Genomic DNA, 23053 nt, shown 5'->3' on the forward strand with positions numbered 1-23053 from the left:
GTCCGTCCACACGTTCGTTGATCGGACTGAAGTGCCGTTCCGACTATCGGACAGCAGGGCGGGGAGGGGTCATGCCAAGACGATCACAGGAGGGGCCGGCCAGGGCCGTCGGCGCCGAGGCCGAGCGCGTGAAACGTGACGCGCTGCCGATCGCCGACCGCCGCAAGCACCAAGGACGGGACGCGGTCCCCACGCAGCGCCGCACGAAAGAGGCGGGCACACACCAGCGGGTCTACCGCTACCGCTTCTACCCCTCCCCCGAACAGGTCGAGCAGCTGATCCAGACCTTCGGCGCGTGCCGCTGGGTCTACAACGAGGGCCTGGCGCTCCGTTCGGGCGCCTGGGAGCGGCACCGAGTCTCCGTCGGGTTCGCGGAGACGTGTCGGGCACTGACGGGGTGGAAGCGGGAGTGGTTGCGGGAGGTGTCGTCGACGGTGTTGCAGCAGGCGTTGCGGCATCTGGACGGGGCGTTCCAGCGGTTCTTTCGGAAGTCGGCTCGCCATCCCGTGCGGAAGAGGAGGGGACGGTCGCGCGATTGCGCGGTATATGTGCGGACGGGCTTCCGGTGGGTCGAGGATCCTGAGCGGCCGGGTACGGGGCAGGTGACGCTGGCGAAGCAGTCCGCTCCGTTGGATGTGCGCTGGTCGCGTCCGCTTCCGTCGGGACAGGTTCCGGTTCGGTTGACGGTGACGCGGGACCGGGCCGGTCGGTTCTTCCTCTCGGTCTTGGTCGAGGAGCGGATCGAGCCGTTGCCGCCCGTGTTCCGGCCGGGTGGTTCGGCGCCGAAGGCGGTGGGGATCGATCTCGGTCTGGCGGCGTTGGTGACGCTGGACGACGGAGCGATGCTCGGGCATCCGCGCCTGCTGAAGAAATACGGGGAGGAGCTGGCGCGCCGGCAGCGGGATCTGCACCGGAAGAAACCGGGTTCGAGAAACAGGGGAAAGGCGCGGGAGCGCATCGCGCGGTTGTACGCCCGTATCGGAGATGTCCGTAGGGATCTGCTGGATCAGTTCACCACCCGCCTCGTGCGCGAGAACCAAGTGCTCGTGGTGGAGGATCTTCCGATCGCGAATCTGATGCGCCCGGCGAGGGGCAAGGGTCGGCGGCGCAAGGCGAAGTTGAACCAGTCGATCAAGGACGCGGCCTGGGGCGAGCTGCTGCGGCAGTTGCGCTACAAGTGCGCGTGGTACGGGCGGACGCTGGTGGTGGTGGACCGGTTCTTCCCGTCGACGCGTCGCTGCTCGGCGTGCCGTACGAAGGGGCCGCGGCTGGATGTTTCGGTACGGGAGTGGGCCTGCGGCGAGTGCGGTGCGGTGCACGGGCGCGACCGGAACGCGGCGGTGAACCTCCGGGACGAGGGACTGTGCCTGTACCGGCTGGTGGCGATGGCGTTGCCGCCGGGACGGCCGGTGCCGTCATTGATCAGGGCCTCCGAGCTGCCCGAGGTCGCACTCGTCTCCTAGCAGGACATGCGTCACGGACCGACGGGCCGTCGGCCGGAAGCCTGTGGAGCTCATGTGAGACCGGTGCTGATGGGGTCCTCAGGACCGTGCGGGATCGGCAGTGGGCGGTGAAGCAGGAAGCGCCGCGCGTGCGGCAGGGCCACAAGAGCGGTGCTCGGCCCCTGCGCCGAGCGCGACCGTCGGAAATCTCTCCCCCTCCGCCTGCTGACAGATCGGACATCGCCGGGTAGCGTCACCCGGAGTTCACCCAGGTGGACTACACCACATCCTTCCTTTACTCGGATCGTCCGGCACGTTCCTGCCGGTGAAGGGACACATCACCATGGCTTCCGTCACCTACGACAAGGCGACCCTGGTCTACCCCGGCGCCGAAAAGCCCTCCGTCAACGAGCTGGAGATCGAGATCGCCGACGGCGAGTTCCTCGTTCTCGTCGGCCCCTCCGGCTGTGGCAAGTCGACCTCGCTGCGCATGCTGGCCGGTCTGGAGGACGTCACCTCCGGTGCCATCCGCATCGGGGACCGCGACGTCACGCACCTGCCGCCCAAGGACCGGGACATCGCCATGGTGTTCCAGAACTACGCGCTGTACCCGCACATGACCGTCGCCGACAACATGGGCTTCGCCCTGAAGATCGCCGGCGTCAACAAGAGCGAGATCCGCGCCAAGGTCGAGGAGGCCGCGAAGATCCTCGACCTCACCGAGTACCTGGACCGCAAGCCGAAGGCGCTCTCCGGCGGTCAGCGCCAGCGTGTCGCCATGGGCCGGGCCATCGTGCGTGAGCCGCAGGTCTTCCTCATGGACGAGCCGCTGTCGAACCTCGACGCCAAGCTCCGCGTCTCGACCCGTACGCAGATCGCGAGCCTCCAGCGCCGCCTCGGCATCACCACCGTCTACGTGACGCACGACCAGACCGAGGCGCTCACCATGGGCGACCGGGTCGCGGTCCTCAAGGACGGTCTGCTCCAGCAGGTCGACACCCCGCGCAACATGTACGACAAGCCCGCCAACCTCTTCGTCGCCGGCTTCATCGGCTCCCCGGCCATGAACCTGATCGAGGTCCCGATCACCGACGGCGGCGTGAAGTTCGGCGCGAGCATCGTCCCGGTCTCCCGCGAGGCCATCGCCGCCGCGTCCGCCAAGGGCGACACCACCGTCACGGTCGGCGTCCGCCCCGAGCACTTCGACGTGTCGGGCCCGACGAGCAAGGACGGCCTCGCCGTCACCGTGAACGTGGTCGAGGAGCTGGGCTCCGACGGCTTCGTCTACGGCTCCACCCGCGTCGGCGGCGAGGACAAGGACGTCGTGGTCCGCGTCGGCGGCCGTGAGGTCCCGGCCAAGGGCTCCACGCTGCACGTCGTCCCGCGCTCCGCCGAACTCCACGTCTTCTCGACCTCGACCGGCGAGCGCCTCTCCGGCTGACCCGTACCGCGTCCCACCGTCCGGCTCCGTTCCCGCTTGCGGGGGCGGGGCCGTTCGCGTACAGGGGGCATGAAACACCGAGTCGGCGAAAACCCCGGCAGAACTGGGCATTCGCGCCCACGACCGCTCCCCCGCGTCAACACGGAATTCGAAAAGCCACCTCGAACCATCCCTCGCGAGAGTGACTAAATGTCGCCATATCACTACGGCCCGCTACGCTCGCCTGCGTGACCCACACTGCCCGCCGAATCGGCCGCTCTCTCGCCCTCGTCCTGCCCGTCGTCCTGGTGCTCTCGGGAACGCTCGCGGTGTCCGCCGTTCCGTGGGCCGGCCAGAGCTCCGGGACCCAGATGCTGACCGCGTCGTCCACGGACGTCTCGGTCCGGGCCAAGTCCCGTGCGCCCCAGGATATTCTGCGCGACCAGCTCCTCGCCGAGCTTCAGGAGAAGGACCCCGGCACGGCCCTCACCCACCTCCAGCGCGAGGTGGAGAACCGGCCGTCGCTCGCCAAGCACTGCATGTCCATCGCGAAGGCGCTCGGTGCCGCCGCCGTCCGCCACTACGGTCCGACGCGCGCCCAGTCCTACTCGCGTCCGGTCTGCGACACCTCCTTCGCCACCGGCGTCCTGCACGCGAGCTGAGCCGGCCCTCGTCACGCCGGTAGGCCCGCCGTACAGCGCATATCGTTCCCGGTATGCATACCTCCCCGACGCAGGCCGTGATCCTGGCGGGCGGCCAGGGTTCGCGACTGCGCCCGTACACCGACGACCGCCCCAAGCCGATGGTCGAGATCCCGGGCACCGGGACCCCGATCATCGGCCATCAGCTGTCCTGGCTCGCCGCGGAGGGAGTGACGCACGCCGTCGTCTCCTGCGGTCATCTCGCGGAGGTGCTCCAGGAGTGGCTGGCCGCCGCCGAGCTGCCGCTCGAGGTGACCACGGTCGTCGAGTCGGAGCCGCTGGGGCGCGGCGGCGGTCTGAAGTACGCGGCCGCGCACCTGCCCGAGCCGGGGCAGCCCTGGTACGCCACCAACGGCGACATCTGGACCCGGTTCTCGCTGCGGGAGATGGCCGACTTCCATGCCGAGCGCGACGCCGCCGCCACCCTGGCGCTGGCCCGGCCGCGGATCCCGTGGGGCGCCGTCGAGACCGACGCCTTCGGCCACATCACCGACTTCATCGAGTCGCCGCCGTCCCCGTACCTCATCAACGCGGGCGTGTACGTCTTCTCCGCGGCCTTCACCGATCTGCTGCCGGACCTCGGCGACCACGAGCGCACCACCTTCCCCCGGCTCGCCCGGGAGCGGCGGCTCGCGGGCTTTCCGCTGCCGCAGGGGGCGTACTGGCGGGCCATCGACACCGCAAAGGACCTCACCGAGGCGGCGAAGGAGCTCGCCGCGCAGCCCTGAGTGAGCGGAGAGCCGCCGGGCACCGCGCCGGGCGCCACCAGGCGCCGCCGAGCGCCCCGCCCCCAGGTGCGGCCAGGAGGGCGCGCGGACGGCCGGGCGCCGCCCGGTGCGGCCAGGGGGCGCGCCGGGACGGCCAGAGCGGCCAGGACCGTCGAGGAGACGGCGAAGGGGCGGCACCACCGGTCGGGTGGTGCCGCCCCTTCGCATGACCCGCGTCCCGCGTCCCGCGTCCCGCCGTCACACCAGGGCGGCGACGCGGTTGGCGGCGGCGAGGAAGCCGGGCGCCCGCCACTCCGGGCCGCCCACGTCGAAGCGGGCCGGTTCTCTTCCACGACCTGGGGCCATGACCGGGACGGCCACGAGGCGGACCCGCGCTCGAACCGGATGACCGGAGCTCGGGAAGAGGGACGAGGGAGGGGACGAGGGAGGGCCCCGGGGTCCGCCTGGACGCCCGGGGCCCTCCGGCCCTCACCCGCTGGTCAGCCCAGCAGGCCGCCGATCGGGTTGCGTGCCCCGCCCGAGGTCGAACCGCCGTCCGTCGAGCCGCCGCTGCTGCTGCCGCTCGTCGGCGTCCCGCTCGTGCCGCCCGAGGTCGAGTCGGAGCTGGAGGAGGACGGAGCCGTCGTACGGGTCTGGCTCGGGCTGCGCGTCCCGCTGGTCGCGCTCGGGCTGCGCTGCTCGCTGCGCCGGGTCTCCCGCGCGGACTCCTTCGGCGTGCTCTCCTCGTCCTTCTCGCGCTCGCCGCTCGCCCCGGTCGTCGCCGACGGCTTCGGGGTCTTCGGGGCCTTGCGGGACGGGCCGGTCGCCCCCGGCTCCTTCGGCAGCGGCTGCCCCGGCAGGTGGTTGACCGGGTCGTCGTTCGGTCCCGGCACCGTGACCATCTCGGTGGACCGCACCGCGCCGCCGAGCATCGAGCCGATCAGCAGCGTGAGGCCGACGACCACGGCCGCGACGACCGTGCCGCGCCGCAGCACGCGGCGGCGCAGGTCCCACAGCTCGGCGCGCGGTCCGAGGCGCCGCCACGCCTCGCCGGCGAGCCGGCCGTCGATGGAGTACACCGGGGCGCCCGCGATGATCAGCGGCGACCAGGCGGCCAGGAAGATGATGTCCGGCGCGTCGTAGACCGGCACGGTCTTCCAGCTCACGGTGAGGATCAGCGCGGCCGACAGCAGGGCGCCGACCACGGCCGCCACCCGCTGCCACAGGCCGAGGACCGTGAGGACGCCGACGACGACCTGGAGGAAGGCGACGGTGAGTCCGGCGCCCACCGGGTGCTGGAGGGCGAAGTCGCGCAGCGGCTCGGCGAGCGCCCAGGGGTGCAGCGAGTTGAGCCACTTGACCATGGAGCCGCGCTCGCCGCCGTCGAAGTAGACGGGGTCGCAGAGCTTGCCCATGCCCGCATAGATGGAGATGAAGCCGAGGAAGACGCGCAGCGGCAGCAGCACCACCCCGAGGTTCATGCGGCGGCCCGGGTAGTAGGCGTGCCGGACGCTCGCCGAGGCGGCGGCCGAGGTCCAGGGGCCGCCGGGCCGCTGCGGGGAGCGGTCGTCCGGGTCGGCCCCCTGGTCGTAGGGCTCGCGCTCGATCTCGTAGAGGTCGTCGTACGCCCCCTCCGCGCGCCGCATCGGCGGCAGCAGGGGGGCGGTCGGCGCGGCCGGCACCACCGGGGTCGGCATGGTGTCGTCGATGCGCGGGATGGTCTGGGTGGTCGGCTCCAGGGTGGCGACGCCCGGGGCGGACGACTCGCGGACGGCCTGGAGGAGGCCGGTGGCGCCGGGAGAGGACTTCCCGGTCCACACGACGGGCCTGCGGCGGGCCGCTCCGCTCCGGGCCGCACCGGCGGCGGCACCGACACCTGCGGCGCCCGCGAGGGCGGCGATCCGGGGGTTCGCGGCGAACTTCGGCTGTTGGGCCGGCGCGAGCCGCACACGGAAGCTGGCGTGGTTCACGATCACCTGGGCGGGATCGGAATCCACCTTGACCATGCTCAGCGCGGGCTGATCGTCGAACCCCGGCCGGGGCGTTCTGGTGTCCACACTCATCTAACCGAGTGACGCGCGGTTAGGACACTGCCTTGACGGGCCCCAAATGTCGGAGGCCCGTCAAGATCACCGCCGGGGTGCCTCCCCCGTCCGGGTCAGCCCGTACGGGGAGAGCGGGTCAGCCCATGCGGCTGACCCGGGAGAACCGACCCGGGGGAACCGGGTCAGGCCGTGCGGCCGCCCCGGGGACGGGACGGGGCCGGCCCACGCGGCCGACCCACCGGACGGGACCGGGTCAGGCCCTACGGCCGCCCCGGGGACGGGACGGGGCCGGCCCACGCGGCCGACCCACCGGACGGGACCGGGTCAGGCCATGCGGCGGCGGGCCGCCTCGTAGAGCACGACACCGGCGGCGACACCGGCGTTCAGCGACTCGGCGCCGCCCGGCATCGGGATGCGGACCAGGAAGTCGCAGGTCTCGCCGACCAGGCGGGACAGGCCCTTGCCCTCGGAGCCGACCACGATGACGACCGGACCGGCCAGCGCCTCCAGCTCGTGGACCTCGGTGTCGCCGTCGGCGGAGAGGCCGACGACGGTCAGGCCCGCCTTCTGGTACTGCTCAAGGCACCGGGTCAGGTTGGTGGCCCGGGCCACCGGCGTACGGGCGGCGGTGCCGGCCGAGGTCTTCCAGGCACCGGCGGTCATGCCGGCGGCGCGCCGCTCGGGCACGACCACGCCGTGGCCGCCGAAGGCCGAGACGGAACGGACGACGGCGCCGAGGTTGCGCGGGTCGGTGACGCCGTCGAGGGCGACGATCAGCGGGTCCTCGTGGTCGTCGAAGGCCGCCTCGGCGAGGTCCTCGGGGTGCGCGTACTCGTAGGGCGGCACCTGGAGGACGAGGCCCTGGTGGTTGAGGCCGTTCGTCATCCGGTCCAGCTCGGGGCGCGGCGCCTCCATGATGTTGATGTTGCCGCGGCCGGTGGCCAGGCTCAGGGCCTCGCGCACGCGCTCGTCGTTGTCGATGAACTGCTGGACGTAGAGCGTGGTGGCGGGCACGCCGTCGCGCAGCGCCTCGAAGACCGGGTTGCGGCCGACGACCATCTCCGACTGGCCCTTGCCGCCGCGGCGGGCCACGGGGCGGCGCTGGGCCTGCTTGGCCTTGGCGTTGGCGAGGCGGTTCTTGACGTGCCCCTTACGGGCGGACGCGGGCGGGGTCGGGCCCTTGCCCTCGAGGGAGCGGCGCCGCTTGCCACCGCTGCCGACCGTCGCGCCCTTCTTGTTGGACGTGCGGCGGTTCCTGCGCTGGCTGTTCCCGGCCATGACTACCTGTTTCCTCTACTGCGTAAGCGAAGCCCGTGAGCCTCTGAGTGAAGCCTGTAAGTGAAGTGTGCCGCCCGGGGCCCCGGACGGCACATTCCACAGCGGTCTAGCGGTTGCCCAGCGTCCAGCGGGGGCCGTCGGGGCCGTCCTCGATGGCGAGGCCGGACCGGGTGAGCTGGTCGCGGATGGCGTCGGCGGTCGCCCAGTCCTTGCGCTCGCGGGCGGACTCGCGCTGCTCGAGGACGAGCCGTACGAGGGTGTCGACGACGCCGTGGAGTTCCTCGCCGCGGTCGCTCTCCTCGGCCCACTGGGGGTCGAGCGGGTCGAGGCCGAGGACGCCCAGCATGGCGCGGACCTCGGCGAGGCGGGCGATGGCCTCGTCCTTGTCGTCGGCGGCAAGGGCGCTGTTGCCCTGCCGGACGGTGGTGTGGATGATCGCCAGCGCGTGCGGCACGCCCAGGTCGTCGTCCATGGCCTCGGCGAAGGCCGGCGGCACCTCGGCGGCGGGGGCGACGGGCGACCCGGCCTTCTCGGTGGCGCGCTGGACGAAGCCCTCGATGCGGGCGAAGGCCGCCTCCGCCTCGCGCAGGGACTCCTCGCTGTACTCGATCATCGAGCGGTAGTGCGGGGTGCCGAGGTAGTAGCGCAGGACGATGGGGCGCCAGTTCTTCACCATCTCGGAGACGAGGACGCTGTTGCCGAGCGACTTCGACATCTTCTCGCCGCTCATGGTGACCCAGGCGTTGTGCACCCAGTACTGGGCGAAGTCGTCGCCGAACGCCTTGGCCTGGGCGATCTCGTTCTCGTGGTGCGGGAAGATCAGGTCGAGGCCGCCGCCGTGGATGTCGAAGGCGGAGCCCAGGTACTTGTGGGCCATCGCCGAGCACTCCAGGTGCCAGCCGGGACGGCCGCGGCCCCACGGGGTCTCCCAGTCGGGCTCGCCCGGCTTGGTCGACTTCCACATGGCGAAGTCGCGCGGGTCGCGCTTGCCGGAGACGCCCTCGTCGGGCTGGCGCAGGTCGTCGATGTCCTGGTTGGACAGGGACAGGTAGCCGGGGAAGGACCGCACGTCGAAGTAGACGCTGCCGTCGGCCTCGTAGGCGTGTCCGCGCTCGATGAGGCCGCGCATCATCTCGACCATCTCGGTGACGTGGCCGGTGGCGCGCGGCTCGTAGGTCGGCGGCAGGCAGCCGAGGGCCCGGTAGCCGTCGTTGAAGGCGCGCTCGTTCTCGTAGCCGATGGACCACCAGGGGCGGCCCTGGTCGGCGGCCTTGGCGATGATCTTGTCGTCGATGTCGGTGACGTTGCGGACGAACGTGACGTCGTAGCCGCGGTACGCGAACCAGCGGCGCATGATGTCGAAGTTCAGGCCCGACCGGATGTGTCCGATGTGCGGGGCGGCCTGCACGGTCGCGCCACAGAGGTAGATCGAGACACAGCCCGGCTTGATCGGGGTGAAGTCACGGATCTGCCGGGCGCTGGTGTCGTACAGGCGAATGGTCACGGCACCAGGGTAGTGGGCGGGGGACAGTGCGCTGCGACCGATTCCCGGTCGGGGCACGACTTTTTCGGGCCGGACGGGGTCCTGCGGCCGGGAGCGGACTCGGCGGAGGGGCGGCCGGGCGCGGGGCGGCCCGGGGCGGGGAGGGGGCTCGGCCGAGGCCCGGGGCACCGGGGCACCGGGGCGCCGGGGCGCCGGGGCACCGGGGCGGCCGCGGTGTCCGCGATGGCCGCGCGACCCGCTCGGGCGCGCGGCCGGTCGGGCGCGCGGCCGGTCGGGCTCGCGACGGGCCGGGCGCACGGCCGGGGCAGGCGCTCGGCGCTGGGCCGGGGCAGGCGCTCGGCGGACCGGGGCAGGCGCTCGGCGGACCGGGGCAGGCGCTCGGCGCTGGACCGGGGCCGGGTCGCGGGGCGCCCGCCCGTCGGCCAACCCGCTCCCTCGGCCCCCGGCCCCCTCACCGCGGCGTCAGGGCGCCGGAACCCGGTAGACCAGGGCCGTCGCCAGCGCCGCCAGGCCCTCGGCGCGGCCGGTGAGGCCGAGGCCGTCGGTGGTGGTGCCGGAGACGGAGACGGGGGCGCCGGCCGCCTCGCTGAGGGCCTTCTGGGCCTCGTCGCGGCGCTTGCCGATCTTGGGGCGGACGCCGACGACCTGGACGGCGATGTTGCCGATCTCGTAGCCCTCGGCGCGGACGATGCGGGCGGCCTCGGCGAGCAGGGTGACGCCGGAGGCGCCGGACCACTCGGGCCGTGAGGTGCCGAAGTGGGCGCCGAGGTCGCCGATGCCGGCGGCGGAGAACAGCGCGTCGCAGGCGGCGTGGGCGGCGACGTCGCCGTCGGAGTGCCCGGCGAGCCCGTACTCCTCGCCGTCCCACAGGAGGCCGGCGCACCACAGCTCGCGGCCCTTCTCGAAGGCGTGGACGTCGGTGCCGATGCCCGTGCGGGGCAGCAGCGGGGGGAGGTCAGAAGCCATCGTTGGCCCTCCTGCGGGCGAGTACGGCCTCGGCGAGGACGAGGTCGAGCGGGCGGGTCACCTTGAACGCCTCCTCGTGGCCGGGCACCACGGCGACGGGCGCGCCGAGCTTCTCGACCATGCCGGCGTCGTCGGTGGCGCCCTCGCCGGTGAGGGCGACGGTGGCGTGGGCGTTGACGAGGGTGTCGCGGTCGAAGCCCTGGGGGGTCTGCACGGCGCGCAGCCGGGCCCGGACCGGGGTGGCGACGACCTGTTCGGGGTCGCCGGGCTTCTCGGCCGGCTCGACCTCCTTGACGGTGTCGGCGACGGGCAGCGCGGGGACGACGGCGACGGCCCCGTCGCGTACCGCCTCGATGACGGCGTCGACGGTGTCGACGGGCACGAGGGGGCGGGCGGCGTCGTGGACGAGGACGGCGGTGATGTCCTCGGGCAGCGCCTGGAGGCCGAGGTGGACGGACTCCTGGCGGGTGGCGCCGCCGGGGACGACCACGTAGTCGGTCCGTTCGGGCAGCGCGTGGGTGTCGAGGAGGTTCTTGACCTCGGCGGCGCCGTCGGGGGGTGCGACCACGACCACGAGGGAGACGGCGCGGGAGGCGGCCATCGCCCGGACGGCGTGGATGAGCATGGGTGTGCCGTTCAGCGCGCGCAGCGCCTTGGGGGCGCCCGGGCCGAGGCGCACGCCCCGGCCGGCCGCGGGGATCACCACGGCGGTACGTGGAGGACGCGCTTCGTCTGTCATCGGTTGCACTCCGGCAGGTTTGTTTCCGCGGACGAGGTGGGTATGGCGTCAGCAAGCTTGCTGAGACGCCTCGACCGGGCCCTTTCCGTGACGACGGTCGGGGCGTCGCCATGCGAGAGGCGTCGCCGTGGGAGTGGCGGCGCCGTGCGAGAGCCGCAGGTCAGGGGGTGGGGAAAAGAGAGACGAACATGCCGCAGTGCCCGGCGACGGCACTGTGGAATCAGGGATTCACAGCGCGTCGACGGGCACCGCGGCATGTGCTGGGCTTGGCATGGACGCCAGGCGTCAGACGGTTCGGACTGCAGGCGTCAGGAGGCGAGCACCTCGTCGAGAAGCGCCTCGGCCTTGTCCTCGTTGGTGTTCTCCGCGAGGGCCAGCTCGCTCACCAGGATCTGGCGCGCCTTGGCGAGCATGCGCTTCTCGCCCGCGGACAGACCACGCTCGCGCTCGCGGCGCCACAGGTCACGCACCACTTCGGCGACCTTGATGACGTCGCCGGAGGCGAGCTTCTCCAGATTTGCCTTGTAGCGACGAGACCAGTTCGTGGGCTCCTCGGCGTACGGTGCGCGCAGCACCTCGAAGACCCGGTCCAGTCCATCCTGACCGACCACGTCGCGAACACCGACGAACTCCGCATTGTCCGCCGGCACACGAACCGTCAGGTCACCCTGCGCGACCTTGAGCACCAAGTAGGTCTTGTCCACGCCTTTGATCTGGCGAGTTTCGATGGCCTCGATCAGCGCGGCCCCGTGATGGGGATAGACCACGGTGTCGCCAACCTTGAACGTCATGTGACAGGTACCCCTTCCGTGGCTATCCAGGGTAACACGGATACGGCTTCTTCTGAATGGCGTTTTCGCAGGTCAGGGCGTATCTCGGGGCTTGACAACAGTGACGCGGACGTGCTGCGACAGGCTTGTGGAAGGCGGTATTCGCAGGTGGGAGCGGCTGCGTGGACACAGAGAAACACCCACGTTACAGGTGCCGGGAGGGGCGCGAAGGAGGGCCGATGCCCCGGTTTGCCGGGTTCGGTGTGGCCTGGTTCACGTACTCCGTTCGAGGATCGACCACCCGTACGGGCGATGTGCGGACGGATTCTCGAATTGATCACCGCCGACCGGACGGATTTTTCCGAAGGCCCCGGACGGAGGAATGCGCGACCGGGCGCCGAATTGATCACGACGGATATGTGAACGGCGGGCCAATGGGTCGTGATCCGGCCATGACGACGAGTTCCCGACGGTGAGCGGAGGGCACGGGGGGTGCGCGGGGGGCGGGTCGGGTGCGGGACGGAGAGTGCGGCTCGGTAACCTAAGCGCGCTGACACACCTTTAGCCGTCCATAGCCCGTCCGTACGTCCTAGGAGTTGCCGCCGCCGTGAGCCGCAGCCTTCGACGCGGCGCCCTCGCCGCCACCGCCATCGTGATCTCGATCGCCTCGCTGTCCGCCTGTGGTGCGGGCAACGACGCACAGACGCTCGGTGTCCGGCCGGACAACGCCGCCGTCACGGTGGACGACGTCCAGATCCAGAACGCCCTCGTGATCACCCAGCCCGAGGCGGGCGCGGAGGGTCCCGCGGTCGTCTCCGCGACCGTCTTCAACAACGGCCGCGACCCCCAGACCCTGGAGTCGGTCACCCTGCCGGGCACCTCCGCCAAGGTGACGCTCAAGGCGGCCCAGGGCTCCGGCCCGGTCACCGTCCCCGCCGGCGGCTCGGTCGTCATCGGCGGCAAGGGCAACGCGTCCGCCACCATCGAGAACGGCCGCGAGGCCGCGAAGAACGGCGCCACGCAGAAGATCGTCTTCAAGCTGAGCAAGACCGGCGACGTGCAGCTGAGCGCGTTCGTCGTCCCGGCGACCAGCTACTTCAAGGACTTCGGCCCCACCGAGATCCCGAAGCCCCCGGCCGCCACGCCGACCGGCACCGCCACCCCGACCGGCACGGCGACCCCGGGCCACGGCGCCACCACGCCGGGCCACGGCGCCGAGGCCACGGCCACGGCCACGCCGACGGGCGAGGCGAGCCACTCGGCCGGCCACTGAGCCGTCGCGCACACGTGAAGGGCGCCCCCTCCCAGGAGGGGGCGCCCTTCACGTACATCCAGGGGCCCTGAGGGCCTGCGCCCCGGACCCCTGCCGACACCGCGCCGCGGCCTACGGCTCGAACTTGTAGCCCAGACCCCGCACCGTCACCAGATAGCGCGGCGCGCCGGGATCCGGTTCGATCTTCGCGCGGAGGCGCTTCACGTGGACGTCGAGGGTCTTGGTGTCGCCCACGTAGTCCGCGCCCCAGACGCGGTCGATGAGCTGCATGCGGGTCAGGACGCGGCCCGCGTTGCGCAGCAGCATCTCCAGGAGGTCGAACTCCTTCAGGGGGAGGTCGACCTTGCCGCCGGCGACGGTGACCACGTGGCGGTCGACGTCCATGCGGACCGGGCCGGCCTCCAGGGCGGCCGGGGTGACCTCCTCCGGCTCGCCGCGGCGGCGCAGGACCGCGCGGATGCGGGCGACCAGCTCCCGAGAGGAGAAGGGCTTCGTCACGTAGTCGTCGGCTCCTATTTCCAGGCCGACGACCTTGTCGATCTCGCTGTCCTTGGCGGTCACCATGATGACCGGGACGTTCGAGCGGCCGCGCAGCTGGCGGCAGACCTCCGTACCGGGCAGGCCCGGCAGCATCAGGTCGAGGAGGACGAGATCCGCTCCGTTGCGCTCGAACTCGTCGAGGCCGTCGGGCCCGGTCGCCGCGACGGCGACCTCGAAGCCCTCCTTGCGGAGCATGTACGACAGGGCGTCGCTGAAGGATTCCTCATCCTCGACGACAAGCACTCGGGTCACGGAAGGACCTCCGGGGCGGGGAGCGGTTCGGTCATGAGATCAGGGGTGTGCGAGGCGGACTCGGAGGACCGGCGGTCCCGTACGGCGCCCGCCTCGGGCAGCCGCAGGGTGAAGGTGGACCCCTGGCCCTCGGTGCTCCACACCGTGACCTCCCCGCCGTGCGAGGCGGCCACGTGCTTCACGATGGCCAGGCCCAGGCCCGTACCGCCGGTGGCACGGGAGCGGGCGGGGTCGACGCGGTAGAAGCGCTCGAAGATGCGCTCCTTGTCCTTGTCGGGGATGCCGATGCCCTGGTCGGTCACGGCTATCTCGATCATGTCGCCTCCGGGCGCCGCGACGCGGCGGGCGGCGATGCCGACCCGGGTGTGGGCCGGGGAGTAGTTGACGGCGTTCTCGACGAGGTTGCCGAGCGCGGCGGCGAGCTGTCCGCGGCTGCCCCACACGGACAGGTCCGAGGTCCCGCCGGAGGCCATGGTGATCTGCTTCGTCGTCGCGGTGTGCCGGGAGCGGTCGATCGCCTCGGCGACGAGCTCGTCCACCCGCACCGGCTCGGAGTCCTCCAGCGGGTCGTCGTTCTGCACCCGGGAGAGGTCGATGAGCTCCTGTACGAGGTTGGTCAGGCGGGTCGCCTCGATCTGCATCCGGCCCGCGAAGCGGGTGACCGCCTCGGGGTCGTCCGAGGCGTCCATGACGGCCTCGGAGAGCAGGGACAGCGCGCCGACGGGGGTCTTGAGCTCGTGGCTCACGTTGGCGACGAAGTCGCGCCGCACCGCTTCGATGCGGCGGGCCTCGGTCAGGTCCTCGACGAGCAGCAGCACCAGGCGCGAGCCCAGCGGAGCGACCCGCGCGGAGACGGCGAGGGCTTCGCCACGGCCGGTGCCGCGGCGGGGCAGGTCGAGCTCGACCTGCCGTATCTCGCCGTCGCGGCGGGTGTCGCGGGCCATGTTGAGCATGGGCTCGACGGCCAGCTTCCCGCCCCGGACCAGGCCGAGCGCATACGCCGCCGAGCTGGCTTTGACCACCGAGTCGCTCTCGTCGAGGACGACCGCGGAGGAGCGCAGCACGGACAGCACGGTGTCGACACCGGGCGGCAGCACGGCGTCGGTGTGCAGGGAGGTACGAGTGGGTCGCGCCTGGTCGCGCTCGCTCCAGCGGAACGCCAGCATGGCGATCACGCCGGTGCACACGCCGGCGATCGCGGCCAATGCGGCGACCGCCGCGTTCACGTCCATGCCCTCAAGGTTATGCGGGTCGGCTGACACTCTCCCAGCCGTGCGAGTGGCTCCTCGAACAGTCGTCGCCCAGAGTTCACCGGGGGGACGGGGGTGGTTCATTTGCCCTGGAGGAGACTGCGGCGTGAGTCGCCCAGAGTTCACCTGGGGGAAGGTGCCGGTTCACGTGTGGATGTGGAGCCCGACGCGTACGGGCCCGAACGTGGGAGCGTGGGAGTACCGGCCCCTTCCCGGGACCGGCTCCCGAGCAGTGCGCAGGACGACCGGCCGCGTAGAGGCACGTAGTCGCAGGAGATCGCAGGAGAGAGGGACACCCGATGCGGGACGCGTACCACGAGGAACTTGACTCGATCGGCGAGGGCCTGGTCGAGATGGCCCGCCTGGTCGGGTCGGCGATCGGGCGCGCCACGACGGCCATGCTCGACGCCGACCTGAAGCTCGCGGAGAGCGTGATCGCCGCGGACCAGAAGGTCGACGACCTCCAGCACGACCTGGAGGCGCGGGCGATAGCGCTGCTGGCCCGGCAGCAGCCGGTGGCGACGGACCTGAGGATCGTGGTCACCTCGCTGCGGATGAGCGCCGACCTGGAGCGCTCGGGCGACCTGGCCCAGCATGTCGCGAAGCTGGCCCGGCTGCGCTTCCCGGACCGGGCCGTGCCGAACGACCTGCACGCCACGATCCTGCAGATGGGGCAGCTGGCGCAGCGCCTGATGGCGAAGGCGGCGGAGGTCATCATCACCAAGGACGTCGACCTGGCGCTCCAGCTGGAGCAGGACGACGACGAGATGGACACGCTGCACCGCACGCTGTTCAAGCACCTGATGGACGACCGCTGGAAGCACGGCATCGAGACGGCCGTCGACGTGACGCTGCTGGGGCGCTACTACGAGCGGTTCGCGGACCACGCGGTGTCGGTGGCCAAGCGCGTGGTCTACCTGGTGACGGGCGAGCACGCGGACGAACTGCAGCCGGCGGAGGCGCCGGTCGAGGGGGCGTAGGGCGGGACGCGGACGCGGAAGAACGGCACCGGGCGGGACGCGTCCGCGGAGGAACGGCACCAGGCGGGACGCGGACCCGGGGTGCCGGGCGGGACGGCTGGACGCGGACCGGGGGGGGCCGGGCGCGAGGGCGGCTTCGGGCCGCCGTTCGCACAACAGTGCGCCGTTGATGCGCCCCGGGGTCGGGGCATCCAATGGGGGGAGGCGAGGTACGCCTCTCAGGGAGGGACCCATGGCCGAATCCGCTCCGATCACCGATCCCCAGCAGGAGACCGTGCGCCCGCGCGACGCGGAGTTCCTGCCCGTCCTCGGCGCCTGCGGGTGCGGCTCCGGCTGCGGCTGCGGCTGTCAGTCGGGCGCGCCGTGCCAGTGCGGGGGCTGCTCCTCGTAGGCAGGGCATGCGGTGCGCGGGCCCTGCCTACGCGCGGGGCCCGCGCACCCGTCCCGTGACCTACGGGTGCGCGAGGCCGAGGACCCCGACGGTCTGCCGGCCGGTGGTCTCGCCGGTCGGGCGGAATCCGAGGCCCTCGTAGAAGGCGCCGGGCCCGTGCTCGCCCGGCTCCCAGCTCACGTACATCTCGCTCGCCCCGCGCCGCCGCAGCTCCTCGCGCACGGCGTCGACGGCGAACCGCCCGTAGCCCTGGCCCTGGTGCTCGGCCCCGATGTTCAGCCGCCACAGGCCGCTGCGCCGGTCGTCCGGGTCCTTCTCCGGGTCCCACGGGATGTCGACGAAGGCCATCAGGAAGCCGACGAGCCGGTCACCGTCGAAGATCAGCCGCGGCCAGGCGCGCTCAGCGAACGCGTACGCCTCGGCGAGGGAGCGGACGACGGGCGCGACGTTCTTCTCCTGGTGGGGGTGGACCCGCAGGGCGAGCGCGGCGTCGATGTTGTCCGGGGTGACCGGTTCCAGATGTGGTGCCATGGCGCGCATGGTAGAGGGTGTCCGGGCGGGGGCGCGCGGGAAATACGGTGCGGAGGTGGAGGGCCAGGGCGTTGAGGGTCCCTCAGAAGGCCCCGTCGAGGTCCTCCCGGCCCTTGGAGCAGGATGGGTGGGTGATCACCGCACTCGCCCACGCCAGCTCACCCGGCGACGTGTCCCCCGCGCTCCGCCGATGCCTGATCGACTGCTGGATCGCGGTCACCAACGCGGGCGGAGCCGCCGGTTTTCCGTTTCCGCCGGTCGGCGAGGCGGAGGTCGCTCCGGTGCTCGACGCCCTGGTCGACCGGCTCGGCCCGGATCGCCACCGGCTGATCACGGCGACGGCCGGCGGGCGGCTCGCCGGCTGGGTCGTGCTGGGCCGCGACCCGAACCCGCTCGTCGCCCACTGGGGCTCCGTCCACCACCTCCAGACCCACCCGGACTTCCGCGGCCGGGGCGTCGGCACGGCCCTGATGCGCGAACTGCACCGCGTGGCCCGCGACGAGCTCTCCCTCGATCACCTGCGCCTCGCCGCCCGGGGCGGCGAGGGCCTGGAGACCTTCTACGCCGCCCTCGGCTGGCGGGAGTCCGGCCGCTGGCCCGCCGCCCTGCGCCTCACCCCGCACGACACGCGCGACGAGGTCCTGATGCGCCGGGACCTGCGGGGCACCGAGGACACGTGAGCGCCCAGGCCCGGCCCCTCCGCCGCTCCCGCCCCTCCCCTGGCGCGGCGAGCCACGGCCGGAAGCCTTCTCCGCCGTCCGTACGAGCCGGGCCCGGTCACTCGGCCGCGTAGGCACCCGTCTGGTAGTCGAGCCCGGGATCCGGCGGACCGCAGTGCAGGATGGCGTCCACCGCGGGCCACGCCTCAAGGGGCACGTCGTAGCAGAGGTACATCCAGGGGTCGTCCGGATCCGGCTTGATCACTTCCCGGAGCTGCCGAATCTGCTCGCGGCTGATCGGGAACTCGGTGCGCAGGAATTCGTCCGCCTTGCTGAACCCCTGGAGGGACCAGACGACTCCCTGATCTTCTGAAGACATCCGCGCATCGTATGCCCAGGTTTCCCGTGGCCGCCGTCTTCCCGGGGTACCCACACTCCTGGTCGCTGAGAAGGGTGGGCGGGATGGCCGACGACGAGTCCGTCGAATACTTCACGCTGAACGCGTCTCCGCGGTCGAGCGCCCGCCCTCATGTCGCCCTGCGGGCTTGAGGGGAGGGGACCGCCGGGTCCCGGCACGGTCCACACCTGGCGCCGGGCTGCCAACCCGGGTCATGCCCCCGGACCCTCCGCCACCGGCAGGCACTCGGCCAGCAGGTCCACGACGTCGCGCCAGGCCCGTTCCGCGTGCTGGGGGTGGTAGCCGACGCCGGGGACGGTGGGGTGGTCGACCGTCGGGTGGTGGAAGGCGTGCAGGGCTCCGCCGTAGACCACGAGGCGCCAGTCGACGCCCGCGGCCTGCATGTCGGCGATGAACGCCTCCCGTTGCGCGGGCGACATGATCGGGTCTTCCGATCCGACGCCGGCCCACACCGGGCAGCGGATGCGCGCCGTCTCGCCCGGCCGGCCCGTGGTCAGTCCGTTGAGCGTGCCGATCGCGTGCAGGTCGACGCCGTCGCGGCCGAGTTCCAGCCCGATGATGCCCCCGGTGCCGTAGCCGACGGCGGCGATCCGGTCGGGGTCGGTGCGCGGTTCGGCGCGCAGCACGTCGAGCGCCGCGTGGCCGATGCCCCGCAACCGGTCGGGGTCGGCGAGCAGCGGCAGGCAGCGGGCCCGCATCTCCTCGGGGTCGCTCAGATAGCGCCCGCCGTGCAGGTCGAAGGCCAGCGTCACGTATCCGAGCTCCGCGAGGGCATCGGCCCGGCGGCGCTCGACGTCGCTGAGTCCCGTGCCCTCGGGACCGAGCAGCACCGCGGGCCGGCGGTCGGTCCCGGCCGGGAGCGCGAGGTGGCCGCTCATGGTCAGACCGTCCGCCGGGTACTCGACCGTACGCGTCGTGATCGTCGTGATGGTCGTCATGAGACGGGACTGTAGTGATCGGCCAGTCCCGTCCGGTCGGTGTTCTGCCGCCGGCGGAACAGCGTGCGTGGCCCTCGCTTCCCTGCGATCTCAGGACTTCACGATCACCTCGCTGCCCCTCCGGGCGTGTGCCGACGGCCCCCGGAACACATCGGCCCCCTACCGACGGAGAACCTGCCGGCAGGGGGCTGATCGTGCGGACTCGATCGTGCGGGCTACTTCTTCTTGCCCTGGTTCTTCACGGCCTCGATGGCCGCCGCCGCGGCCTCCGGGTCGAGGTAGGTGCCGCCGGGCTTCAGCGGCTTGAAGTTCTCGTCGAGCTCGTACGCGAGGGGGATGCCGGTCGGGATGTTGAGGCCCGCGATGTCGGCGTCCGAGATGCCGTCGAGGTGCTTGACCAGGGCGCGCAGGCTGTTGCCGTGGGCGGCGACCAGGACCGTGCGGCCGGCCAGGAGGTCGGGGACGATGCCGTCGTACCAGTAGGGGAGCATCCGCTCGACGACGTCCTTCAGGCACTCGGTCTGCGGGCGCAGCTCCGGCGGGATCGTCGCGTAGCGGGCGTCGTGGGCCTGGGAGAACTCGTTGTCGTCGGCGAGCGGCGGCGGCGGGGTGTCGTACGAGCGGCGCCAGAGCATGAACTGCTCCTCGCCGAACTCGGCCAGGGTCTGCGCCTTGTCCTTGCCCTGCAGCGCGCCGTAGTGGCGCTCGTTCAGGCGCCAGGAGCGGTGGACCGGGATCCAGTGGCGGTCGGCGGCCTCGAGGGCGAGCTGCGCCGTGCGGATGGCGCGCTTCTGGAGGGAGGTGTGGACCACGTCGGGGAGCAGACCGGCTTCCGTCAGCAGCTCACCGCCGCGCGCCGCCTCCTTCTCGCCCTTCGGGGTGAGGTTGACGTCCACCCAGCCGGTGAACAGGTTCTTCTCGTTCCACTCGCTCTCGCCGTGGCGGAGGAGGATCAGCTTGTACGGTGCGTCGGCCATGCGTCCGAGCCTAGACGACGGTCGACGATTGACGCGCACCGTCAATTCACTGGCGTCCGGCCTATGAGATCCGTAAGTTACGAGAGCCGTACGAGGGACTTACACGCACCAGGGGGCCGGCCACACATGTCCATCGACTCGCTCAGGCGATCAGCACGCGCCACGGTCTCGGGGCTTCCCGGGGGCTTCTGGTGGCTCTGGCTGTCGACCCTGGTCAACCGCACCGGCGCCTTCGTCCTGACCTTCCTGTCCCTCTACCTCACCCAGGAGCTCGGCCACTCGGCCTGGTTCGCCGGACTCGTCGTCGCCCTCCACGGCCTCGGCGGCGTGGCGGGCTCACCGCTCGGCGGCATGCTCACCGACCGCTGGGGCCGCCGCCCCACCATGGTCACCATGCACCTGGCCGCGGCCAGCTGCGCCCTGCTGCTCGCCGTGGTCACCAGCGCCTGGAGCGTCGCCCTCGTCGTCCTCCTCATGGGCGCCGCCATGCAGGCCGTGCGGCCCTCCATCAACGCCACCATCGCCGACCTCGTCCCGGCCCACGAGGTGCGCCGCGCCTACGCCCTCAACTACTGGGCCCTCAACCTCGGTTTCGCCATCGCCGCCATCGGCGGCGGTGCCGCGATCGTCCTCGGCTACCGCACCCTCTTCGTCGTGGACGCCGCCGCCACCGCGCTGTGCGCCCTGATCGTCTTCCTCCGCCTGCCCGAGACCCGACCGGAGGCGAAGAAGGACCGCACCACCGGCGAGCCTGTCGCCGAGGCCAAGGTGAGCGTCCTCACCGTCCTGCGCGACGCGCCCTTCCGCACCCTGGTGACGCTGAACCTGCTCGTCTGCCTCGTCTTCACCGCGCCCTGGATCGGCCTGCCGCTCACCATGACCGGCGAGGGGCTCGACCCCTCCGCCTACGGTGTCGTCATCGCCGTCAACGGCATCGTGATCGTCGGCTTCCAGCTGCTCGTCAACAAGGTCACGGACAAGCGCTCCCCGGTGATGCTGCTGACCGTCTCCTCGCTCCTCTTCGCCGTCGGCACGGGTGCCACCGCGCTGGCCGGCAGCTCCGTCGCCTTCGCCGCGACCGTCGTCGTCTGGACGATCGGCGAGATGGTCCACGTGCCCACCAACGCCGCCGCCACCGCGCGGCTCGCGCCCGAGCACGCCCGGGGCCGCTACCAGGGCGTGATGGGGATGTCGTGGGCGGTGGCCGGTTTCGTCGCCCCGATCCTGGCGGGCTGGGTCGTGGACGGGCCCGGGCCGGACGTCCTGTGGATCGCCTGCGGGGTCATCGGCGCCGTCGCCGCCCTCGGCTACCAGACCCGGCTGCGGTCCGCCCTCGCCGACGCCGAGGAGGACGTCCCGGCCCCGGCCCCCACCGCCGCCCCGGCCACGGCCCCGGCCGCTCCTCAGGAACCGACCCTCGCCGCCCCGGCCCCGGCCGCTCCTCAGGAACCGGCCCCGGCGCCCGCGCCGGCCGTGCCGGCCAAGGCCGTGACGCCCCCGGCGCCCGCCGCCGATCCCGTCAGCTCCTCCTGAACCGGCGCTGTGCCTCGTACAGGTTGGCGGGGCGTACGGCGCCGGGCGCGCCGTACGCCTCCAGGCGGGCGTGGAGTTCGCCCGCGAAGTCCGGTACGTCGATCTGGTCGAACTCCCGCACCTCGCTGATGCCCACGGTCGCGCTGTACGGGGCGACCGCGTCCAGCTTCACCAGCCCCGCCCGGCCGTTGGTCACCGTCACGTTCCAGTGGGTGAACCGGGCCCCGTAGAGCGGGCCGGCCGAGGCGTCGCCGCCGTGACGGCCGTCGTTCTCGACGGTGATCGCGGTGCGGACGTTGGCGAAGGGCATCCCCCGGTGGGTGTCGAAGGTGCCCGTCTCCATCACCCCGCGCGACCAGACGTTGTGGCTGGACAGGCCCTCGACGTTGATGCCGTGGAGCTGGGTGCCGGCCGGGGCGGGGACGGTACGGGCGGCGACGCGGAAGTCCTCGACGAGGTTGTCGTGCGCGCCTTCCCGACAGAAGTACGGGTGGTGCGAGCCGCGCCCCTCGACCCGGGTGCGGCGCAGGGTGCAGGCGGAGGAGGCGACGAGGCCGAAGCCGTTGTCGGCGTGGCGGACCACCACGTCCTCGGCCCAGCAGTCGTAGGCACACTGGAAGGTGACGCCGTTGTAGCCGCGGTCGAGCAGGTGCGGGGCCTGCGGGAGCTGGGGCGCCTCCAGGGTGAGGCCGACCACCCCCGAGCCGGTCAGCGGGGTGACCCCCGAGACGAGTCGGGGGTCCCACTCGGGGCGGACGTCGAGCGGGAGCGGGCGTTCGAGGCGGACGCGCCGCCCCTCGACCCGGGTGATCCGTACGGGCCACTCGTAGGGGACGTACGAGGTGAGCTTGGTCTTGTCGTCCCAGGCGTACGCCTCGGGCCCGGGGCCGCCGCCGGCCATGTGCTCCAGGAGGGTGTGCCCGGCGTCGTCGGCGAGCCGGAGCAGGACGAGCCGGCCGGGGCGCAGGCCCGTGGGGTCGTCGACGGTGACGGTGTGGTCGCCGCGGCGGGCCGGGCGGAGGGTGGTGAGGGTGGTCCACTCGTCGCGCCGGTTGCCGGTCCAGCCCTCGAAGGGCCAGGCGCGTGCCCGGATCGCGGCGACGAGGGAGGCGTGGCGGGCGCGCGGGGAGAGCCAGATCAGGCCGCCGGCCCAGGACCAGGCCGACTTGTCGCCGCCGTAGCGGGACCCGTAGGGGCCGATGAGCTCGGTCAGGCTGCGGGTGGCGCGCAGGGTCGTGCGGCCGGAGCCCGCGCCGCGCAGGACGACGCCGCTGTGGCCGATGCGCAGGTAGTCGTCGATGCGGTACGTGCCGGGCGGGAGCAGGACCGTGCCGCCGCCCCGCTCCCCCGCCTCCGCGAGGGCGCGGTTGACGGCGGGGGCGGAGTCGGCCGAGCCGTCGGGGTCGGCGCCGTGGGCGAGGGCGTTCGCGACGACGCGCGGCCCAGGGAGGCGGCTGGCGCCGCGGTGGGCGCCGGCGGAGCCCACGTAGGGGATCTGGGGGTGGGTGTAGGGGGCGTCCAGGTACTCCTCCCAGAGGGAGGCGTACGGGGTGCGGGGCGCGGACGTGAAGCCGGTGGCGGTGGTGGCCGCGACCACGGCGGCCGCGCCGCCGACGAACTGCCTTCTGCTGAGCGTGCGCCCGATGCCGGGCCTGCCGTCTGCCATGAACCTGAGCCCTTCACGTATATGAATGGTGTTCAGATCTGTGCTGTGCGCGAGCATGGCACTCCTCCGCCCC

General features: G+C 72.4%; 22 protein-coding genes. 9 read left to right on the top strand and 13 right to left on the bottom strand.

Translation table 11 applies throughout. The features are described 5' to 3' along the window. The first annotated feature begins 71 nt into the window (after positions 1 to 71). From ABD954_RS15485 to ABD954_RS15500, 4 genes are all read left to right on the top strand, one after another. Positions 72 to 1463 (top strand): RNA-guided endonuclease InsQ/TnpB family protein, encoded by a 1392-nt coding sequence (locus ABD954_RS15485; RefSeq protein WP_345486619.1) that lies wholly within the window; start codon positions 72 to 74, stop codon positions 1461 to 1463. 322 nt (positions 1464 to 1785) lie between these two features. Beyond that, positions 1786 to 2883, top strand: a complete 1098-nt coding sequence (locus ABD954_RS15490) for an ABC transporter ATP-binding protein (protein WP_345486620.1) — start codon at positions 1786 to 1788, stop codon at positions 2881 to 2883. Between the two features lie 227 nt (positions 2884 to 3110). Then, positions 3111 to 3524: a hypothetical protein gene (locus ABD954_RS15495; protein ID WP_345486621.1), complete on the top strand. Its 414-nt coding sequence runs from the start codon at positions 3111 to 3113 to the stop codon at positions 3522 to 3524. A gap of 53 nt (positions 3525 to 3577) precedes the next feature. Then, the gene (locus ABD954_RS15500; RefSeq protein WP_345486622.1) at positions 3578 to 4291 is read left to right on the top strand and encodes a nucleotidyltransferase family protein; all 714 of its coding nucleotides are present in this window, start codon (positions 3578 to 3580) and stop codon (positions 4289 to 4291) included. A gap of 479 nt (positions 4292 to 4770) precedes the next feature. Here ABD954_RS15500 and ABD954_RS15505 read toward each other — a convergent pair whose 3' ends face one another. The 6 genes from ABD954_RS15505 to ABD954_RS15530 all read right to left on the bottom strand — a co-directional run bounded on the left by ABD954_RS15505 (position 4771) and on the right by ABD954_RS15530 (position 11593). Beyond that, on the bottom strand, positions 4771 to 6333 hold the full coding sequence (locus tag ABD954_RS15505; RefSeq protein ID WP_345486623.1) for a DoxX family membrane protein: 1563 nt from the start codon (positions 6331 to 6333) through the stop codon (positions 4771 to 4773). A 306-nt stretch (positions 6334 to 6639) separates the two neighbouring features. After that, a complete protein-coding gene (gene rlmB / locus ABD954_RS15510; RefSeq protein ID WP_345486624.1) occupies positions 6640 to 7593 on the bottom strand; it encodes a 23S rRNA (guanosine(2251)-2'-O)-methyltransferase RlmB in 954 nt (317 codons plus the stop codon). Positions 7594 to 7699: 106 nt separating this feature from the next. Then, a complete protein-coding gene (gene cysS, locus ABD954_RS15515; protein WP_345486625.1) occupies positions 7700 to 9097 on the bottom strand; it encodes a cysteine--tRNA ligase in 1398 nt (465 codons plus the stop codon). 462 nt (positions 9098 to 9559) lie between these two features. Then, positions 9560 to 10063, bottom strand: a complete 504-nt coding sequence (gene ispF, locus ABD954_RS15520; protein WP_345486626.1) for a 2-C-methyl-D-erythritol 2,4-cyclodiphosphate synthase — start codon at positions 10061 to 10063, stop codon at positions 9560 to 9562. After that, positions 10053 to 10802, bottom strand: coding sequence for a 2-C-methyl-D-erythritol 4-phosphate cytidylyltransferase (gene ispD / locus ABD954_RS15525; protein ID WP_345486627.1), 750 nt, complete (start codon positions 10800 to 10802; stop codon positions 10053 to 10055). Before ispD ends, ispF begins: the two co-directional genes overlap by 11 nt. Before the next feature lie 308 nt (positions 10803 to 11110). Then, on the bottom strand, positions 11111 to 11593 hold the full coding sequence (locus tag ABD954_RS15530; protein ID WP_003953493.1) for a CarD family transcriptional regulator: 483 nt from the start codon (positions 11591 to 11593) through the stop codon (positions 11111 to 11113). 586 nt (positions 11594 to 12179) lie between these two features. Between ABD954_RS15530 and ABD954_RS15535 the strand changes: the two genes are divergently transcribed. Beyond that, entirely contained in the window at positions 12180 to 12845 is a 666-nt protein-coding gene (locus tag ABD954_RS15535; protein ID WP_345486628.1) for a DUF461 domain-containing protein, read from the top strand. Positions 12846 to 12956: 111 nt separating this feature from the next. On the opposite strand, the gene phoP is transcribed toward ABD954_RS15535, so the two are convergent. Beyond that, the gene (gene phoP / locus ABD954_RS15540) at positions 12957 to 13628 is read right to left on the bottom strand and encodes a two-component system response regulator PhoP (RefSeq protein ID WP_466728736.1); all 672 of its coding nucleotides are present in this window, start codon (positions 13626 to 13628) and stop codon (positions 12957 to 12959) included. A 5-nt stretch (positions 13629 to 13633) separates the two neighbouring features. Beyond that, complete coding sequence (gene phoR / locus ABD954_RS15545) at positions 13634 to 14869, bottom strand: two-component system sensor histidine kinase PhoR (protein ID WP_345486629.1); 1236 nt, start codon at positions 14867 to 14869, stop codon at positions 13634 to 13636. 317 nt (positions 14870 to 15186) lie between these two features. Between phoR and phoU the strand changes: the two genes are divergently transcribed. Next, positions 15187 to 15867 (top strand): phosphate signaling complex protein PhoU, encoded by a 681-nt coding sequence (phoU, locus tag ABD954_RS15550; RefSeq protein ID WP_345486630.1) that lies wholly within the window; start codon positions 15187 to 15189, stop codon positions 15865 to 15867. 232 nt (positions 15868 to 16099) lie between these two features. Then, positions 16100 to 16258, top strand: a complete 159-nt coding sequence (locus tag ABD954_RS15555; RefSeq protein WP_345486631.1) for a hypothetical protein — start codon at positions 16100 to 16102, stop codon at positions 16256 to 16258. Positions 16259 to 16318: 60 nt separating this feature from the next. On the opposite strand, the gene ABD954_RS15560 is transcribed toward ABD954_RS15555, so the two are convergent. Further along, positions 16319 to 16789, bottom strand: coding sequence for a GNAT family N-acetyltransferase (locus tag ABD954_RS15560; protein ID WP_345486632.1), 471 nt, complete (start codon positions 16787 to 16789; stop codon positions 16319 to 16321). A 131-nt stretch (positions 16790 to 16920) separates the two neighbouring features. On the opposite strand from ABD954_RS15560, the gene ABD954_RS15565 reads away from it, so the two are divergent. After that, on the top strand, positions 16921 to 17469 hold the full coding sequence (locus ABD954_RS15565; RefSeq protein ID WP_382745551.1) for a GNAT family N-acetyltransferase: 549 nt from the start codon (positions 16921 to 16923) through the stop codon (positions 17467 to 17469). 97 nt (positions 17470 to 17566) lie between these two features. Here ABD954_RS15565 and ABD954_RS15570 read toward each other — a convergent pair whose 3' ends face one another. The 3 genes from ABD954_RS15570 to ABD954_RS15580 all read right to left on the bottom strand — a co-directional run bounded on the left by ABD954_RS15570 (position 17567) and on the right by ABD954_RS15580 (position 19781). Next, complete coding sequence (locus ABD954_RS15570) at positions 17567 to 17827, bottom strand: DUF7683 domain-containing protein (protein ID WP_345486633.1); 261 nt, start codon at positions 17825 to 17827, stop codon at positions 17567 to 17569. A gap of 230 nt (positions 17828 to 18057) precedes the next feature. Beyond that, positions 18058 to 18795: a dienelactone hydrolase family protein gene (locus ABD954_RS15575; protein ID WP_345492211.1), complete on the bottom strand. Its 738-nt coding sequence runs from the start codon at positions 18793 to 18795 to the stop codon at positions 18058 to 18060. 224 nt (positions 18796 to 19019) lie between these two features. Next, positions 19020 to 19781 (bottom strand): phosphoglyceromutase, encoded by a 762-nt coding sequence (locus tag ABD954_RS15580; RefSeq protein ID WP_345486634.1) that lies wholly within the window; start codon positions 19779 to 19781, stop codon positions 19020 to 19022. Between the two features lie 126 nt (positions 19782 to 19907). Between ABD954_RS15580 and ABD954_RS15585 the strand changes: the two genes are divergently transcribed. Next, the gene (locus ABD954_RS15585; RefSeq protein ID WP_345486635.1) at positions 19908 to 21314 is read left to right on the top strand and encodes an MDR family MFS transporter; all 1407 of its coding nucleotides are present in this window, start codon (positions 19908 to 19910) and stop codon (positions 21312 to 21314) included. Here ABD954_RS15585 and ABD954_RS15590 read toward each other — a convergent pair. Continuing rightward, positions 21301 to 22980 (bottom strand): glycosyl hydrolase family 28-related protein, encoded by a 1680-nt coding sequence (locus ABD954_RS15590; protein ID WP_345486636.1) that lies wholly within the window; start codon positions 22978 to 22980, stop codon positions 21301 to 21303. The two genes, ABD954_RS15585 and ABD954_RS15590, sit on opposite strands and share 14 nt — an antisense overlap. Between the last annotated feature and the right edge of the window lie 73 nt (positions 22981 to 23053).

Origin of the sequence: Streptomyces roseoviridis (assembly GCF_039535235.1) — a bacterium.
GTDB classification, from domain to species: domain Bacteria; phylum Actinomycetota; class Actinomycetes; order Streptomycetales; family Streptomycetaceae; genus Streptomyces; species Streptomyces roseoviridis.

Coding starts and splice junctions, on each gene's coding strand:
- ABD954_RS15485 (WP_345486619.1), top strand. CDS start 72: ATGCCAAGACGATCACAGGAGGGGCCGGCCAGGGCCGTCGGCGCCGAG.
- ABD954_RS15490 (WP_345486620.1), top strand. CDS start 1,786: ATGGCTTCCGTCACCTACGACAAGGCGACCCTGGTCTACCCCGGCGCC.
- ABD954_RS15500 (WP_345486622.1), top strand. CDS start 3,578: ATGCATACCTCCCCGACGCAGGCCGTGATCCTGGCGGGCGGCCAGGGT.
- ABD954_RS15505 (WP_345486623.1), bottom strand. CDS start 6,333: ATGAGTGTGGACACCAGAACGCCCCGGCCGGGGTTCGACGATCAGCCC.
- rlmB (WP_345486624.1), bottom strand. CDS start 7,593: ATGGCCGGGAACAGCCAGCGCAGGAACCGCCGCACGTCCAACAAGAAG.
- ispF (WP_345486626.1), bottom strand. CDS start 10,063: ATGGCTTCTGACCTCCCCCCGCTGCTGCCCCGCACGGGCATCGGCACC.
- ispD (WP_345486627.1), bottom strand. CDS start 10,802: ATGACAGACGAAGCGCGTCCTCCACGTACCGCCGTGGTGATCCCCGCG.
- ABD954_RS15530 (WP_003953493.1), bottom strand. CDS start 11,593: ATGACGTTCAAGGTTGGCGACACCGTGGTCTATCCCCATCACGGGGCC.
- phoR (WP_345486629.1), bottom strand. CDS start 14,869: ATGGACGTGAACGCGGCGGTCGCCGCATTGGCCGCGATCGCCGGCGTG.
- phoU (WP_345486630.1), top strand. CDS start 15,187: ATGCGGGACGCGTACCACGAGGAACTTGACTCGATCGGCGAGGGCCTG.
- ABD954_RS15555 (WP_345486631.1), top strand. CDS start 16,100: ATGGCCGAATCCGCTCCGATCACCGATCCCCAGCAGGAGACCGTGCGC.
- ABD954_RS15560 (WP_345486632.1), bottom strand. CDS start 16,789: ATGGCACCACATCTGGAACCGGTCACCCCGGACAACATCGACGCCGCG.
- ABD954_RS15570 (WP_345486633.1), bottom strand. CDS start 17,827: ATGTCTTCAGAAGATCAGGGAGTCGTCTGGTCCCTCCAGGGGTTCAGC.
- ABD954_RS15580 (WP_345486634.1), bottom strand. CDS start 19,781: ATGGCCGACGCACCGTACAAGCTGATCCTCCTCCGCCACGGCGAGAGC.
- ABD954_RS15585 (WP_345486635.1), top strand. CDS start 19,908: ATGTCCATCGACTCGCTCAGGCGATCAGCACGCGCCACGGTCTCGGGG.
- ABD954_RS15590 (WP_345486636.1), bottom strand. CDS start 22,980: ATGGCAGACGGCAGGCCCGGCATCGGGCGCACGCTCAGCAGAAGGCAG.